The sequence below is a fragment of the Planctopirus sp. SH287 genome (genome assembly GCF_056500625.1).
Genome location: NZ_CM151403.1, coordinates 4,460,770 through 4,475,524 on the forward strand (window position 1 = coordinate 4,460,770; position 14,755 = coordinate 4,475,524).

Consider the following 14,755-nt stretch of genomic DNA (forward strand, 5'->3'; position numbering starts at 1 on the left):
GATCTTCAGAGATGATATCGAATCAGCGGCCTCCTCGCCCACCGCCTGTGCCTCGTCCTCCTCCGCCGCCAGTGTTTCCTCCACGCCCACCGCCACCAGCACCGCCGCCTCCAAATCCACCGCCGGTGTTACCACCGCGTCCACCACCAAACCCACCCGTATTGCCTCCACCGCCACCAAATCCTCCACCGCCGGGAGTGCCACCACCACCGGTGCGTTCCCGCATCCGCTGTTCCATCATTCGGCGGAAGTCATCGGGGTTGGGAGCTTGCTGTTGAGGTTGTGAGGGTGTATTTCCCCCTGAATTCGTTTCACTTCGTGAAGGACGGGTGCGTGTGGAACCGCTCACGCTGACTTTGGGCATCAACGAGGAAATGGACTGCGACAGCACGGCGGGATCAGCCTTATCCAGAGTGATCACACGAATGGTCTGGCGGGCATCTTTCGCGCGGGTGTCGAGATCCTCAACAAGCTCAGAGACCTGCTGAAACAGGCTGTCGTTGGCAGAAACCACCAGATGGCTGGTTCGGGTGTCGACTCCCAATGTCATTTCCGGGCCGCGCTGGGCACCCCGGCCTTGGGCGCCCCCCTGTTGTCCCATCAGCATGGCAAGAGGATTGAAGTCACCACCTCCCCGTCCGCCGCGTCCACCTGCACCACCGCCGGGAGCCGCTTGAGGCGCTTCCAGCTTGTCTTTGAAAACTTCCTGGACAATCGAAGCCACTTCCTCAACGTCGGCGTAATTCACCGCAAGAGAACGTGGCAAACGATCGCGAGCGTTTTGAGGCAATTCATCAGCGTCCAGAATCTCAAGCATCTGCTCAATTTCACGAACCTTGTCGGTTGGGCCGGAGACAAACAGTGCGTTGGCACGGGTATCAGTGATAATGCGAACGGGCTGCGAAGGCGATCCGAGAGAATCGAGTCCTGTAGCATTCAGCATGCCCCGCCCCATGGAAGAGAAGCCGCTGGTGAAGCCGCCAAACATGCCTCCCGAATCTGCGGCAGAAGACGCTGTCACGCTGCTCTGGGGAAACAATCGTTCGAGCATGGTGGCTGTTTCTGTGGCATCGGCAGAGCGAAGATAGAAAATCGTCCAGCGGGTGCGCACAGGAATCGATTCCGACAACGTACCGAACAGTTCTTCTAACCGATCCAGCGCTTCGGTATCGGGAGAAGTCATGATGATTTCATCCCCATTGACCGTCATTGAGACTCCCGCAGGTGTCTGAACGGCTGGGCTGCTGCCGGCTTTGTTTGCGTTGTTGACGTTGGTGGAAGAGTCAGCCTCTTCACTGGAAGGGGTGTCCTTATCTGCGGCTTCATCTTTATCAGATTCATCTTTATCAGCCTGATTTTCATCAGTGGCCGGAAGAATGGCTGAAGTCGTTTCGGATTCATCATCTTCCAGAGCGACCGCCGGCAGTTCATTCACCGGGGTCGTCTCCGGTAAATCGGCTTGCTGGCGAGAGGTTCGCGAGACGGTCAGCAGGCTCCGGCGGGGCGTCCCCTGTTCCATTGCCGCCACGGCAGGAGCAACGTCATTCCCATTGTCCCATGTGGCATTGCGTCCTTCATCACGCTGATGAGCTTCGTCCCGGCGGAAAGGGAGAGCCGTTGTGGGGTCAGCGGCTCGTGGTGCCGGGCGAGGTGTGGGTTCGATCCGTCGGGCACCGGGTGTCTTCAGTTCCTTCACAGGATTACGTGAGGAAGGAACGACGATCCGGATGGGGCTTTCGTCTGTTGATGACCAGACTTTTTGCAGCAGGGGCAACATTTCTTCCGGGTCACGTCCCCCCAGTGCCAACGATCGCACCATTCCCTGGCCCGTTGTCCGTTTGCCTGTTCCTGAGCCATCTTCACCGAGTTCCGCCAACAGTGATTTCACCTGTGCCAACTGGTCAGGAGTCCCACGGATCATCAGGCGACTGCCATAGGCATCGGGTTCAATGCTGGGGGCTTCGCGCCCTTCGCTGGAGAACAACGAACGCAGCGTATTGGACGCTGCCACAGGATCCAGCTTGATCAGATTGATCACTGCCACCGAAGACGATGCATCGCCGGCTAACTGCTTCACTAACCGATCGATCTCGGCATGTTCCGTCTCTGTGGCCTGAATGAAGATCTTTCCATAACGGGCATCTTCACCCACCACGGTTCCGGGCATTAACGTGCTGATCGTACGGACAACCTGGGTCAGATCACTGGAGGTCACCTGATAAACACGCAGCGAAACAGGTGAGTCACCGGCCAATGGTCGACCATCGGCACCGCGATCCACATCGATGGATTTAATCAGTTCTTCCACCGTTGGAAGCAGAGTCACAGGAGCAGCAATCAACAGCGAATTGGTACGTGCTTCTGCGGTCACTTGCAGCTTGGATGCCAGCGAGTTGGTGGCTGTTGTGGTTCGAGAAGCCTGTTGCGCCTGCTCACGAGGATCCCCCCCCCGGCCGCGGTCATCACGGCCCCGGTCTTCCCAGCGGTTGCGATCTTCCCGTCCACCGAAAGCAGGAGCGCTGGACGTGACTGTCGCGGTTGACGATGGCAACCCGAACAATCGCCTGACAGTTCGCTCCGCTTCAGCCGCCGTAATGTGCTTCAGAGGAACCGATTTGAAAGTCAGTTCGCGGTTGCCTGTGGCGCCATCCCCCGTCAGCAAGCGATAAATCCGTCGCAGATTTGAGCCAATATCGGTCACAATGAGGGAGTTGGTGTTCCTCAATGAGGAGACCTTCCCCTGCGGCCCGATCAGTTCTTTCACTTCACTGGCAGCCACCTCGGCATCCAATCCTACCAGCGGAATGACCACAGACATCAGTTCATTCTTGCCGCGTTGCTCCAACTCTTCGGGAAGCACATCGGGCACCAGGTTGGGTGGAATCCCATTCGAAATGTTCGCCACCACCAGAAACTGATCCCGACGAACAAGTACGAATCCCTTCTGCAACAGGTATCCGTTCAGGATATCCAGTGCTTCAGTGGGTGTGTATTTGCGGTTGTCGAGGTAATTAAAGGTTCCTGGAGGAACTTCCGTCAGGTCGAGCGTCAGATTGGCTTTGGTCGCGAACAGCTGGAGCACATCGGCCCAGGGGGCGTATCGAAAGCTGAAGGAAAAGGGTCGCTCGGGATCCTCTGACGCAGGGAGCGGTGCGGCTACGGCGTTAAAGCTGGCCACCGTTTGTGGAGTGGGGTTTGTTGCAGGCGTTCCTGCAGGTGATTTGACTGCGGTAGGTGTGGTCACGTCACCCGCTTTGACGGTGGGGAGACTGGGCGTCGCCGCTTCAGTTGCGGCTGGCTCAGTGGTCACAGACTGAGTGGACACAGACTGAGCGGACACAGACTGAGCGGACACAGACTGAGCGGACACAGACTGAGCGGACACAGACTGAGCGGACACAGACTGAGCGGACACTGGCGGGGTTGACTCAGAGGACGGAGTCGCGGCTGGCTCAACAGGAACCGTGCCAGTGCTTTCTGCGGGAGCCACTGACACCGTGGTGTTGACGTCGTTGTTACCGTCCTTGAGTTCCTGAGCAAAGGCATTGAAGCCCGCCAGCCACTGGCTGGTAACCACTGTGACCAGAAACAAGCGAGTCAATGCGCATCGGGTTGTCCCGAAAGTCGCATGTTCCGCATGACTGACAGCAAGCCGCCGGTCATTGTTGTGGGGAATCGTCCCGTCCATCTCACACCCTTTCCGGAACATCATCATGCCCGGCACTCTATTCATCAGTCAGACAAGGAATGGTCAGGCGGACACTTTTTCATGCCAATGGCACAAAACGAGCGTCGTTGCATCCCCGTAGATATTCAAACCAGATCCCCGCCATTGAAGTTCCGGTCGAACCAGTCCTTTTTTCGGCAACCGGGGATTTTGGCAGGCTTCGCATGTTGAGAAAAGATTTCGGGATACGCAACCTGAAGGGTGGTCTGCGGGTTACGCCGCAGAAACCGATTATGCGGAAGCAGGGATCCAATCGTCTCAAACCAGATCTTCCTGCGATCCCGTTCCACTAAACCGCGTGAGTGAGTTCACTGCCGCCCGCCATCAATTATGACGGATCTTTTTTCGCAGGAAGCACTTGAGAGAAAGATCGTGCGGGCGATTTCTGTTCATGATCGAAATTTTCCAGCCAGCCTTTCCGCCAGAAAAAGACGAGGAAGCCCATTCCGATCAGGGCCATCAGCGCCAGGCACGCGGGATATCCCCAGGGCTGGACAAGCTCGGGCATGTCCCGAAAGTTCATTCCGTACACGCCGGCCACAAATGTCATCGGCAGAAACAGCGTGGAAATAATCGTCAGCGTGCGCATCACATCGTTCGTACGGCTGCTGACAATGTTGTAGTAATAATCCCTGAGATCGCCGCAGGTTTCCCGGTAGATGTCGAGAATGTCCATGATCTGCACAACGTGATCATAACCATCGCGCAAATAGAGGAGTGTTTCTCGTGTGATCTGAGGAAACTCACCGCGCAGCAGATGTTGCACCGCTTCTCGAAGTGGCCAGACCGCTCGCCTCAATTGCAGCAAATCGGCCCGGTGATTGTGAATCAAAGAGAGCGAACGCGGGCTGGGATGCTGCTGAACCATCATTTCGATTTCGTCCAGATCTTCTCCCAGCCGTTCGATCACCGGGAAGTAACTGTCGATGACCGCATCCAGTAATTCGTAAAGCAGGTAGTCACTGCCAGAGATGCGCGTTCTCCCCCGGTTATTTCTCAGTCGCTCGCGTACAGCATCGAAGCAGTCTCCTTCGACGTCCTCCTGGAATGTCAGCAGAACATTGTCAGCCAGTACAAAACTGATCTGCTCACTGGCGAAGGGTGGCCCCATGACACGGCGGGCGACAATAAAGAGTTGGTTGTCGTAATTATCGACCTTGGCCCGCTGATGATTGTTGACCACATCTTCCATGGCCAGCGGGTGGATTTTGAACTGAGCCGCCAGTTCTTTCAAAAGTTCGTTATTGCCATAACCATCCACATTCAACCAATGGATCTGATCTGGCACCAGGAGTGGGCAGAGTTCGGCGGCAGAATTCAGCGTGGTATCCTGAAATGTCGTGGGCGAGTAAGAAATCAGTTGCAACTTCACCGGCCGGATCTGATCAGAAAGGGCCATGGTTCCCGGTGGCAGGCCAGCGGCAACAACCCGTTGAAACCACCGGCGCTTTTGCCGCACCGGCAACCGGTGACGCCCCCCGTTCTCAAGAAGACCGCCACCATTTGTCGGCTTGGAGAGATCGCCGGTAGATTCCCGCATCGGGGGGCGAAGCATCGAAGTGGCGTTCGTTGGCAAAGTCATGATCAATCTCAGAAACAGGGGCGTAGCCGTCAGGGGCAACAACTGTCACTGAGAAAACGATAGCCGTGCCAGCCAGCAGTCAGGAACAAAATCCTGCCCGATGACACCACATTTTTATCAACAGACCATCCAATTTCCGGGGCAATACTGCCACCCAAAACCTTACAAACGGCCAATGCGGGAATTCTCGTGGGTCAGTGTCATTTCCGATTCGATGATGTAACCAGACGAGAAATACTTAAAGAAGATCCCCACATCACTCAAGGGCAGGGCGATTTTCACGGTCACCTGTTCGGTTTTTTCCGTGATCGGATCTGGCGTGATGGTGATCGTCGCCGCTTTCTGGTTGGTGCTGGAGAGAACAATCAACGCGCGGGCCTTGGCTTCGGCCACCGTTTTTCCGGGAACAATTGCCACTCTCGCTGCTTCAAAAGTGGCCTGATCAACCGTTTGCTGACATTGAACCACGCGCCAGGCTTCAAAAAAGAAGAGCAGCACTGTCATAAAAACGGGAAAAACAAGCGAGAACTCAACCATCAACGCCCCGCGCCGTCGTTGATGTCGATGATTTTTCTGATGCAGGCCCGCAGAGCAAATCATTCTGTCACCAAAATGGGAATGGCGTTGGCAATCGACTTGAAGCTATCAATCAACTCAGCAGCATTAGTGGCATGCAGGCTCAATCCTTTGCCGGCGGCTTGTGCGACAGCGTCCATGGTCGCCCGCCCTTCGGCTGTCGCACCAAAAGTCACGCTGTGAATGATTGTTCCGGATTGAGCATAAGCACTGGTCGCCAGGCCCAGAGGTTCAACCCCCTGGTTAAACATGCCATCGCTGAAGATGACCATGATCGGCTGACCGGTTTTCAGGCGCGCCTGGCTGGATGTCGTCAGGATTGTCTGCGCGGTGGTCATTCCCGCACCAATATCCGTGGCGCCAATCAACGGGACTTGTCCAATAGCCGTCATCTTGTTGCGAATACTCGTCAAGTCCGACGTCAGGTCACTTTCGGTTTTCACAGTGACTGAAGAATACTTTCCGAACGTATAGTTCCCGGCATATGTCACTAACCCCACCCGAGCAGCAACCTGACGCTGTTCAAGAATGGTCAAAAAACTTCCCAGGCTTTGCGAAAGGATCGCCCACCGGCTTCCCACGGGATCAGGCGGACTGAAATAGTTTTCCACAAAAGGGCGCTGGCGAATCGCTTCGGGGTATTCATATTCCACCCCTGTCAGATCCCAGCCCATCGACCCCGATCGATCCAGCACAATGACAATGTCATAGTCCAGTCGCATCGCAATCGCATTAAGCTGTGTCGAGTATTCGGGTGCCCCGACAAAACTGCCAAATGGCAACTCAACCGCCCCGGAAGCGGATGTCTTGGTTTTTCGCCCATACACACGTGCGGCATTGGTCGGAGTTCCATTCTCTGTAAATGAATAGGCCCCGTTGGCTTGTCGCGTCGAGCGACCAAACTGGATATCGCTATTGTTCAAACTCAGAGCTTTACCTCCGACTTCAAACTTCGAAGCAACCGTACGGGCAGCTGTCCGCCCCTGGCTGACAGATTGTGTTTCAACCAGACGGATCACAGCCGATCTGGCAGCCGCATCTGTGGCAGCTCGCAATTCGGCTCGTGCAAGTTCTACATAAGAGAGCGAGAGAAAGAATCCCGCCAGTGCCAGAATAGCCACCATCACAAAGGCAGCCAGGACAGCAATCGCACCCCGTCGCGGATGGGAATGCAGCCGCAAACGATTCGCATTTCGCAGGGTGTAATCTCTACGCATGGTGACGCCTTTCCAGGCGATAGGTACAACTCGCAACGACTAGCTATTCACGTAATATAGCGGCCTGATAACTGATCTTCGCAGGAACTGTCCAGCCAAGTGGTTCGACACCCAGCGCCTGATAGTCAGCAGTGACTTTCACTTCGATCAGATCACCGGGCTTTAAAGTTGAAATATCGGACGGAGTGATACTGACCGCGACGCTATTGATCCTCCGCCCATCTAAAATCTGACGGATCAATGTATCGACTTCGCTGCTGCTGACATCCCGGCGGGAAGCGATCCGAATCCCTTCAGCGGTTGCCGCAACCACCCCTTTACGAAAGTGGATGACTTGTGAAATGGCAATCGTTCCAAACACCACCAGAATGAGCACAGGAAGCACGAGCGCCATTTCTACGGCTGCCGCTCCCTTGCGGGAGTGCTGTAACTGCAGACGGTTATGAGGCGATAGTTTTTGCATAACTTAATCAGTGAATTGGTGCATTGCGTCGGAATTTCATGCACCCTACCAATGGCCAATCAGCTTGTAGGGTGCATGCCAATGCACCAGTATTTCCGTTCTTCGATATAGCTCGATCAATTGGTGCATTACGTCGGAACTTCATGCACCCTACCAATAGCTAATTAGTGAGGCAGATCTTCTTTATCGATCGAGATGTCATAGCCAAAGTCAACGACGAATAGCGTGTCGTTATAGTCCAGGTCACCACCGCCGACGATGTCTTCAAAACCAATCAGAACATAGCCGGGATGGGTATCTTTGAAGTAAACCGCGATGACGTGTTGCAGACCGTCTGAGTTGAGTTCTTTGAAGTTTCGCAGCAGCGCTTTGGTGCCGTTCGCACCGTCGGAGGCCAGGAAGAAGTCAACCTGCTTACCCGCGGCAATGTGTCCGATTTCGACAAAATCGCCAGCCTCCAGGCCGCCTGACTGGGAAGTCACCTTCCCCTTCTTGTCTTTGACTTGAGTCAGTTCAAATGAGGAGTCTTCAAAAATCAGCTTCCCTTGGGTCAGCGGATCAATCAGAGCTGATGAGCCGCTTCGACCATGCCCGGCATCGACAATCGAGACTCCCAACTGATTGCGATAACCAGCCCCTTCATGCAGGAAGTAGACTCGAACGGGTTGAAGCGTGCTGAGCGGGAGATAAAGGCGCGTCGGGTCGAGCACATAATCGGGAGCAATCTTGAACTGCGAGGCTTCCTTCAGACTCTTATCAATAAAGGTCTGAAATGTTGGCCGTACCGAATTGTAAAATTGCGTGGAACGGGTATCTGACTTCGCCTGCTGGACGGCGCTGTACTTCGGCAGGTTGAATGGATTCTTTGCCGCCTGAGCACAGGCATGCTCCATCGCGACCATGGAGGTAATCACAACAACCAGACACGGCCCGAATACTCTGAACATGACACAATTCCTGTAAGGATTTTCCCGCAACGAGCGGAAACCTACGCCATGTCGCCGTAAAGTCAAAAAACGAGCTCACAATTTTCAGTTTCAGGTGTTTCTTGTCCGAATAATCCGGTTTGTCGCGATTCTCCGTCTCAAGACCACCACAGAGGGGCGTGGTTTTTTGAAAACACGGGGAGATGCCGCATCCTCCATAAAAAAGTGCAGGGAAAACCTTTTCAAAACCCGGCAGTTTTTTTCAAAGATTTCCCCCGGCTCAGCGAATTACGGCTAATGGCTCTGTTTGGCCACAAATTTCGTGATTCAAAATTTGCCGTAAATTCGGTTGATCACCCGTGCGGGGGGGAAAAACATGCTGAAGAAACTCGTTATTGCCGGCGTGGGGGCGTTGGGTCTGGGCGCCATGGTCTTCGGGGCTGATCTGCCCAGCTATCTACGGACAGGGGCCTCCAACTTCCGGAGTGCGGTCAAAGCCGAAGTTCCCGTCGAATTTGAAATTGCCCGTGCCCGACAACTCGTGGAAAAACTGATTCCCGATATTCGCCAGTGCATGCAAGTCATTGCTGAACAGCAGGTGGATACCGAACATCTCAAGCAGCAAATCGCCTCGCGAAGCGACCGTCTGGGGCATCAGAAGCAGACGATTCTGACGCAAAAATCCAGTCTGGCCGCTGGCCAGGGGACATTCCGTTACGCGGGCCATACTTATACAGCGAACGATGTGCAGCGCGATCTGTCGATTCGCTTTGAGCGATTCAAGGCTTCCGAGCAATCGCTGGCGGCCGATCAGAAAATCCTGCTGGCTCGCGAGCAAACTCTCGTCGCCAATCAGGAAAAACTGGCCACAATGCTCAAAGCCAAGCAGGATCTGGAAGTGCAACTAGAGCAACTGACCGCCCGTGTCGAGACGGTTCGTGCTGCTGAAGCCGCCACTTCGGTCACAATCGATGACTCCAACCTGAGCCGTGCCCGCGAACTCATTGCTGGCTTGAATCGTCAACTGGACGTCAAGGAAAAGCTGATCGATCAGTCGGGCCAGATCTCGGGCTTGATCCCTGTGGAAGAAGTCGCCATTCCCCTGACAAACGATGATCTGACCCGCCAGATTGACGCCTACTTCCAGGTGCCATCGAAGACACCTTCCGGCGTCGCTCAGGTCGAATAATCAGCGACTGAAAATCCACCCGCAATATCCACCCGCAGCACTTGCGGGTGGATATCATTCCAGCAGAGCTTCTTTGACAAGAATGAATCACACATCAGCCGGTGATCTGCCAATGTCATACAGCGACTGGCATTCCGGGCAATGATTCTCGATGATTCATGCTTGATTCCGCTACAAAACGGCACCTTTAACAGACTCCCGTCACCCTGTCACTTTCGAATTTCAGAGAGGGCGTTCATGCGATTTCAGTACGCTCCTCAAAGTCAGCCTCTTCCCGGATTCGTGATCATTCGCGGCATCCAGCGCGGAGGATTTGGCGAGGTCTACGAAGGCGTTTCCACCGGCGGCAAACGTGTGGCCCTGAAACTGCTGCATCAGGGAACAGAGACTGAACTGCGGGGTGTTCGTCAGTGCCTGAATCTGAGTCACCCTCATCTGGTCACGATCTTCGACATTCTCCACGACACTGACGCCAACCCCTGGATCGTCATGGAGTACATCGACGGCATCACGCTGGACGATGTCATTTCCACTCATCCCCGCGGCTTACCTTCCGAAGAAGTGGTTGACTGGTTTGTGGGTCTTATTGAAGGGCTGGAATATCTCCATTCGCGTGGCCTCATTCATCGCGACCTGAAGCCGGCGAATATCTACCGCACTCATGGCATCGTCAAAATTGGCGATGTCGGGTTGTCGAAACTCGTTGATCGCGCCGATGGTCTGCACACACAGACCATCGGAACGGTTCATTATATGGCCCCCGAAGTCTCTCATGGTCGGTATGGCCCGCATGTTGACCTCTATAGCCTCGCGATCATCCTGTTCGAGATGTTGACAGGCCGTGTTCCCTTTGCCGGCGAAACGACGGGCGAAGTGCTGATGCGCCACTTGACCCACCTCCCCGATGTCAGTGGCTTGCCGGTTGCCATGAGACCTGTCCTTGCGAAAGCTTTAGCGAAAGATCCCGCCGACCGATTTGCGACACTTCAGGACTTTCGCCAAGCCGTCGTGGCGGCAATAGGTATTGAAACGCGCGGATCTATGGTTTCCGCATCTTTTGACCATACCATCAATGGCCAGGCTTCCTTTCATCAGATGCCAGGTCACATGTCAGGTCAGACCATCCCTACAATGAAAACAGGCAGCCCATCAATCCCCCTAAGGGATTTCTTACCCCCGTCAATTCCTGCTGCTGCTGCGACTTTCGCAACTGTTGCACCCGTTCCCGCAGTCAAAACAGCGGCAACCGCTCCATTGATCAAAGCAGCTTCTGGCAATAAACCCCGTCTGGTGGACACCATCCCCGGTGGCTTGCTGGGAGGATGGTCGCAATCGGTGGCGCTCGCCATTGTCCTTTCGTTCGGTTTAGCGGTGGCATTGAATCTGGGGCTGCCATTCTTTGTCGACCGTCTTCCCTGGAAGACTGTGTCAGGACTGGCTTTGCTGGCCACTCAATCTGCGATAGCCGTCATTGTTTTACAGACGCTGTTCTGGTGGTCGCGTCAGACGACCAGTGGGCCGTCGACATTAGGTTTCCGCACCATGGCGTTGGCCGGGGCATTAGTCGGAAGCTGCGGCTATCTGCTGGCCAGTTTCTTGCTGGCGGAAAACGCCATCTCGGCCAGCAGCCACCGCGCCATGGTCATGCAACTGGGCCGCCCTTTGATTGGTTTTGGTGGCAGCCCTGTCCTCATGGCATGGATCATTTATTTCGCCGGGCTGTTTGCCTTTGGAAACTGGGCACAAAGCAGCCAATTGGCGAGAAAACGCAGTTTTTCAATTTTCGCCACGTTCTATGCGGCGATGTTTGGCTGGTTGTTGTGCATCGTTTTCTGGTTCCCGCCGGTTTGGGGATGCCTGATGGCGGGGTGGATTTCCTGTGTGTTGCAACTGTCGTCACCCACCCTGCGCCAGAGGCCGCACCATTTGAAGAAATCACTTGAGTCCCTCCCTTGATCTCGCTGCCAAAGTTTTCCACGTGTGAGTGACTCTAGCATTTGAAATCCGTTTCGAAGGAATCGGGATCATGTCCACAGGCCTGTTTTTTGTTGCCGCCTTCGGTGCGATGATTCTCTTTGCGTCCCTCGTGGTGGGCGGGATTCTCGTGGCTATTTTCTTTGCTCTGGGCCGTCTGGTCAGTTCGCCCAGCCACAAATCGGACGATTGGCAGAAAGAGTCACTGCCGCACTATTTTACTCCAGAAAGTGTTACTCCAGAAGTTGAAAGGCGGGAGCCGGGTCTTTCACCTCGCCCGCAGAAGAATCTGACGGCAGTCGGGCCTATCATGATTGCAGCGACTTTCTCGTTGTTTCTGTTGCTGGCCATATCATTTGTAGGTTTCCGCGCACCGTCATACCCCATGCATCCCCGGATGGGCCTCAGCCCACTCACAATGGGGATGCTCACCATGTGGGGCGTTTGTTTTGCTGGGGGGATCATTGCCAAAGTCGTTTTTGACATGGTTCGCACAAAGCCTTCTTCTCGTGAGGCAACAGCTCGGCCTGTGAAGGTCTCGCCAACTGCTGCGACCTTTCCCCCTTCCTCCGCGCCCACCACATCGTCAGGTCACCGGTGGCTTGTCCTGGCATCAATCGCCACTCTCACGGCTCTCCCGCTGATTTTCATCGGATCCGCGTTCACGACAGTATCCACCCAGTCAGTCGTCACTTCCTCCACAAGTTGGGGAACCGGAAGCACCAGCCATCGGCAACAAGCCAGCCCTGTTTCATGGCTGAAAGATGTTCCCCGCTGGGAACCGGCTGCCCGGGGGCAAACAGTAAACCCCGAGCCATATAAAACGACAACGATTGCCTCTATCGTAACGGCCAAGTCCACCGATCTTTATTCGTCAGTCATGCCAGCCAAACTCTCTCACGAGAATACCCCGGCTGATGCGTTGCAGCCCATGAATGAACCGGCCAAGCCACTGCTTGCCATACCGGAAGAGATGCCCCTCACCAGCCCCACTTTTACACGAATCAACCCGCTTCCTGACTGGGTGATTGATCCTGGCAAAGTTCCTGCCGGTCACGCCCATCTGATGAGTGGTCGTTATGCCACGTTGGCTGATGCCGAAAACAGTGCCCATCAGCAATTGAGACAATGGCTGGTGGAAGAAGTCTGCCGCCGGTATCCGGGCCTTCCCCCTGCACCGGCTCACTCGATTGATATCACCTCTGACGCCACCCGCGCCATTACACAGCAGGTCGTGGAAGAAACCGAGCACCAATTCGGCACGGTGACGGGGCGGATGTACGCAGTCCATCTGTTGATTTCGACAGAGAACCTGCATCTGTCTCAGGTCGTTCAGCAGCTGCATCTCCAGCAGGAAACATTGCTTTCTCAAAGCCGTATCAAGCTTGTGATCGGAGCGGCAGGATTCCTCGCTTTGCTTGCCTGGGGGATAATGCTGTATAGTCGCCAACGCAGCAGTCACGCAGCAGACCCATCACGATGACTCTTGTCATCAAGCTTTTTTCGCTCGCCATGTCCTGTATGGATAGTCATGAACACTCCGTTGCCTGATATCCCCGCAGGTCTTTCGGCAGAGACCTGGCTCATGGCCCGCATCCGCCGACAGGATGCCGATGCCTGGCGGGAACTGGTCGCACAGCATGAACCGCGACTTTTTGCCTGGATGAAGTCTCGTCTGGGAGATGCGGCGACAGCCGAAGATCTTGTCCAGGACGTTTTCCTCGCCTTCGTCAGATCGTTGCCTCATTTCGATGATACCCGACCGCTCGAACCTTTCCTGAACCAGATTGCGGCTCATCTGCTGATCGACACATTGCGAAAAGCCGGTCGTCGGCGCATGTATTCATTGACGAACAACTCACCCGAAGGACTGGACGACAGCAGCTTCCAGCATGTTGACAAGAAGCAGCACAAAGCCTCCAGCCTGCATCGTGGCCGGGAAACGGTGGCTCAGATTGAAACCTGCCTGGCGACCAGCCTTTCAGAACTGGTTAATCGCTGGCAGAGCCGGGGTGAATTTGAACGTCTGAAATGCTGCGAACTGCTGTTTGCGCTGGGGTATCCCAACCAGCGCGTGGCCCGGATGCTGGGCATCAGTGAGCAGACAGTCGCCAACCACAAATCCCACATCCTTCAGCAACTGAGAACCCGCCTGGCCAAAGCAGGGCTTTCCGAGGCGATCCTCCCGCCCGTCGTTTAGACCCCGTTCCTCGTTCGATGGCGGGCCATCTCAGTTTCAGAGAGCGTTGGCTCAGATGGCAAAGTCTGTCGAGCGGCCCAGAATGCGGTCAACCACTTCCTGGCCCAGTTCAATCGATGGAGAGATACCGCCCTCAACGTCAGTGGCGTTTAAGCCGCAATACATGGCCCATGGCCCCAGATGCCGCCAGCGACCGGCCCGCTTGGGTTCGTTCGGCAACACGGGGGTTGTGCAGCGATTGCACCCGATCGTCGAATATCCCTGATAATGCAGAGGATTAATGATGACCTGATGCGTGGCAATGTACGCATCCATCTCATCATCCTTGAGATTCGCCAGAGGATTGAGCCGTAATGAATTCATGGGCGGGTCAACGGAGAGAATGGGAACATTGTCCCGTTTTCCCCCTTCGGCCCGGCGAAGACTGCTGATCAGGCAGTCGTACTGCCCCTTGGTTTTGGCGAGTGGGACAGATTTCCGCAGGTGGCAGCAGCGTTCCTGGCCATCGGGAGTCAGATAGAGGACGCCCAACTGCTTTGTTTGCTCATCCATCGAGAGAGCGGGCTTCAACGTGCGGACATCCACGCCGTATTCGCTGGCAATGCGGTCCCGTGTCTCGAGTGTTTCCTGAAAATTGACGCCGGTATCGACGAACAGCACGGATAAATCAAGTTTCTGGGTGCTGATCATATGGCAAAGCACGCTGCCCGCCATCTGCATGGCCGAGATGGCGGCGGCCCTGGGGCCGAACATTTCGGTGGCCCAATGCAGCAGTTCGGTAGGAGAACGCTCCTCGAAAGTGCGGTTCAGTTCGTTCAGATCTGCCTGAGAAAGCTTCGCCATGCCATGTAGTTTCAGTTGAGATTCGGCGGGTTGAGGTCGTGACTCTTTCAAAGTCTAG

The 14,755-nt window shown here is 55.1% G+C and carries 11 protein-coding genes; 4 read left to right on the forward strand and 7 right to left on the reverse strand.

What is annotated here, in order from left to right; genetic code table 11:
- Window positions 1-22: 22 nt before the first annotated feature.
- The 6 genes from SH287x_RS16565 to SH287x_RS16590 form a co-directional block, all read right to left on the reverse strand.
- A complete protein-coding gene (locus SH287x_RS16565; RefSeq protein ID WP_479515494.1) occupies window positions 23-3,715 on the reverse strand; it encodes a secretin N-terminal domain-containing protein in 3,693 nt (1,230 codons plus the stop codon).
- A 340-nt stretch (window positions 3,716-4,055) separates the two neighbouring features.
- Window positions 4,056-5,309 carry a magnesium/cobalt transporter CorA gene (corA, locus tag SH287x_RS16570; RefSeq protein WP_479515495.1) on the reverse strand — a complete coding sequence of 418 codons (1,254 nt, stop codon included), beginning with the start codon at window positions 5,307-5,309 and terminating at the stop codon, window positions 4,056-4,058.
- Window positions 5,310-5,471: 162 nt separating this feature from the next.
- On the reverse strand, window positions 5,472-5,846 hold the full coding sequence (locus SH287x_RS16575) for a TadE/TadG family type IV pilus assembly protein (protein ID WP_479515496.1): 375 nt from the start codon (window positions 5,844-5,846) through the stop codon (window positions 5,472-5,474).
- A gap of 59 nt (window positions 5,847-5,905) precedes the next feature.
- Entirely contained in the window at window positions 5,906-7,102 is a 1,197-nt protein-coding gene (locus tag SH287x_RS16580; protein ID WP_479515497.1) for a vWA domain-containing protein, read from the reverse strand.
- Window positions 7,103-7,145: 43 nt separating this feature from the next.
- Entirely contained in the window at window positions 7,146-7,565 is a 420-nt protein-coding gene (locus tag SH287x_RS16585) for a TadE/TadG family type IV pilus assembly protein (RefSeq protein WP_479515498.1), read from the reverse strand.
- 164 nt (window positions 7,566-7,729) lie between these two features.
- Complete coding sequence (locus tag SH287x_RS16590; protein ID WP_479515499.1) at window positions 7,730-8,512, reverse strand: DUF4114 domain-containing protein; 783 nt, start codon at window positions 8,510-8,512, stop codon at window positions 7,730-7,732.
- Between the two features lie 355 nt (window positions 8,513-8,867).
- On the opposite strand from SH287x_RS16590, the gene SH287x_RS16595 reads away from it, so the two are divergent.
- From SH287x_RS16595 to SH287x_RS16610, 4 genes are all read left to right on the forward strand, one after another.
- On the forward strand, window positions 8,868-9,680 hold the full coding sequence (locus SH287x_RS16595; protein WP_479515500.1) for a hypothetical protein: 813 nt from the start codon (window positions 8,868-8,870) through the stop codon (window positions 9,678-9,680).
- Window positions 9,681-9,917: 237 nt separating this feature from the next.
- On the forward strand, window positions 9,918-11,636 hold the full coding sequence (locus SH287x_RS16600) for a serine/threonine-protein kinase (RefSeq protein WP_479515501.1): 1,719 nt from the start codon (window positions 9,918-9,920) through the stop codon (window positions 11,634-11,636).
- Window positions 11,637-11,706: 70 nt separating this feature from the next.
- Complete coding sequence (locus tag SH287x_RS16605; RefSeq protein WP_479515502.1) at window positions 11,707-13,137, forward strand: hypothetical protein; 1,431 nt, start codon at window positions 11,707-11,709, stop codon at window positions 13,135-13,137.
- Between the two features lie 48 nt (window positions 13,138-13,185).
- On the forward strand, window positions 13,186-13,854 hold the full coding sequence (locus SH287x_RS16610) for an RNA polymerase sigma factor (RefSeq protein WP_479515503.1): 669 nt from the start codon (window positions 13,186-13,188) through the stop codon (window positions 13,852-13,854).
- A 51-nt stretch (window positions 13,855-13,905) separates the two neighbouring features.
- Here SH287x_RS16610 and SH287x_RS16615 read toward each other — a convergent pair whose 3' ends face one another.
- Window positions 13,906-14,697, reverse strand: a complete 792-nt coding sequence (locus SH287x_RS16615) for a phosphoadenylyl-sulfate reductase (protein ID WP_479515504.1) — start codon at window positions 14,695-14,697, stop codon at window positions 13,906-13,908.
- Window positions 14,698-14,755 lie beyond the last annotated feature (58 nt).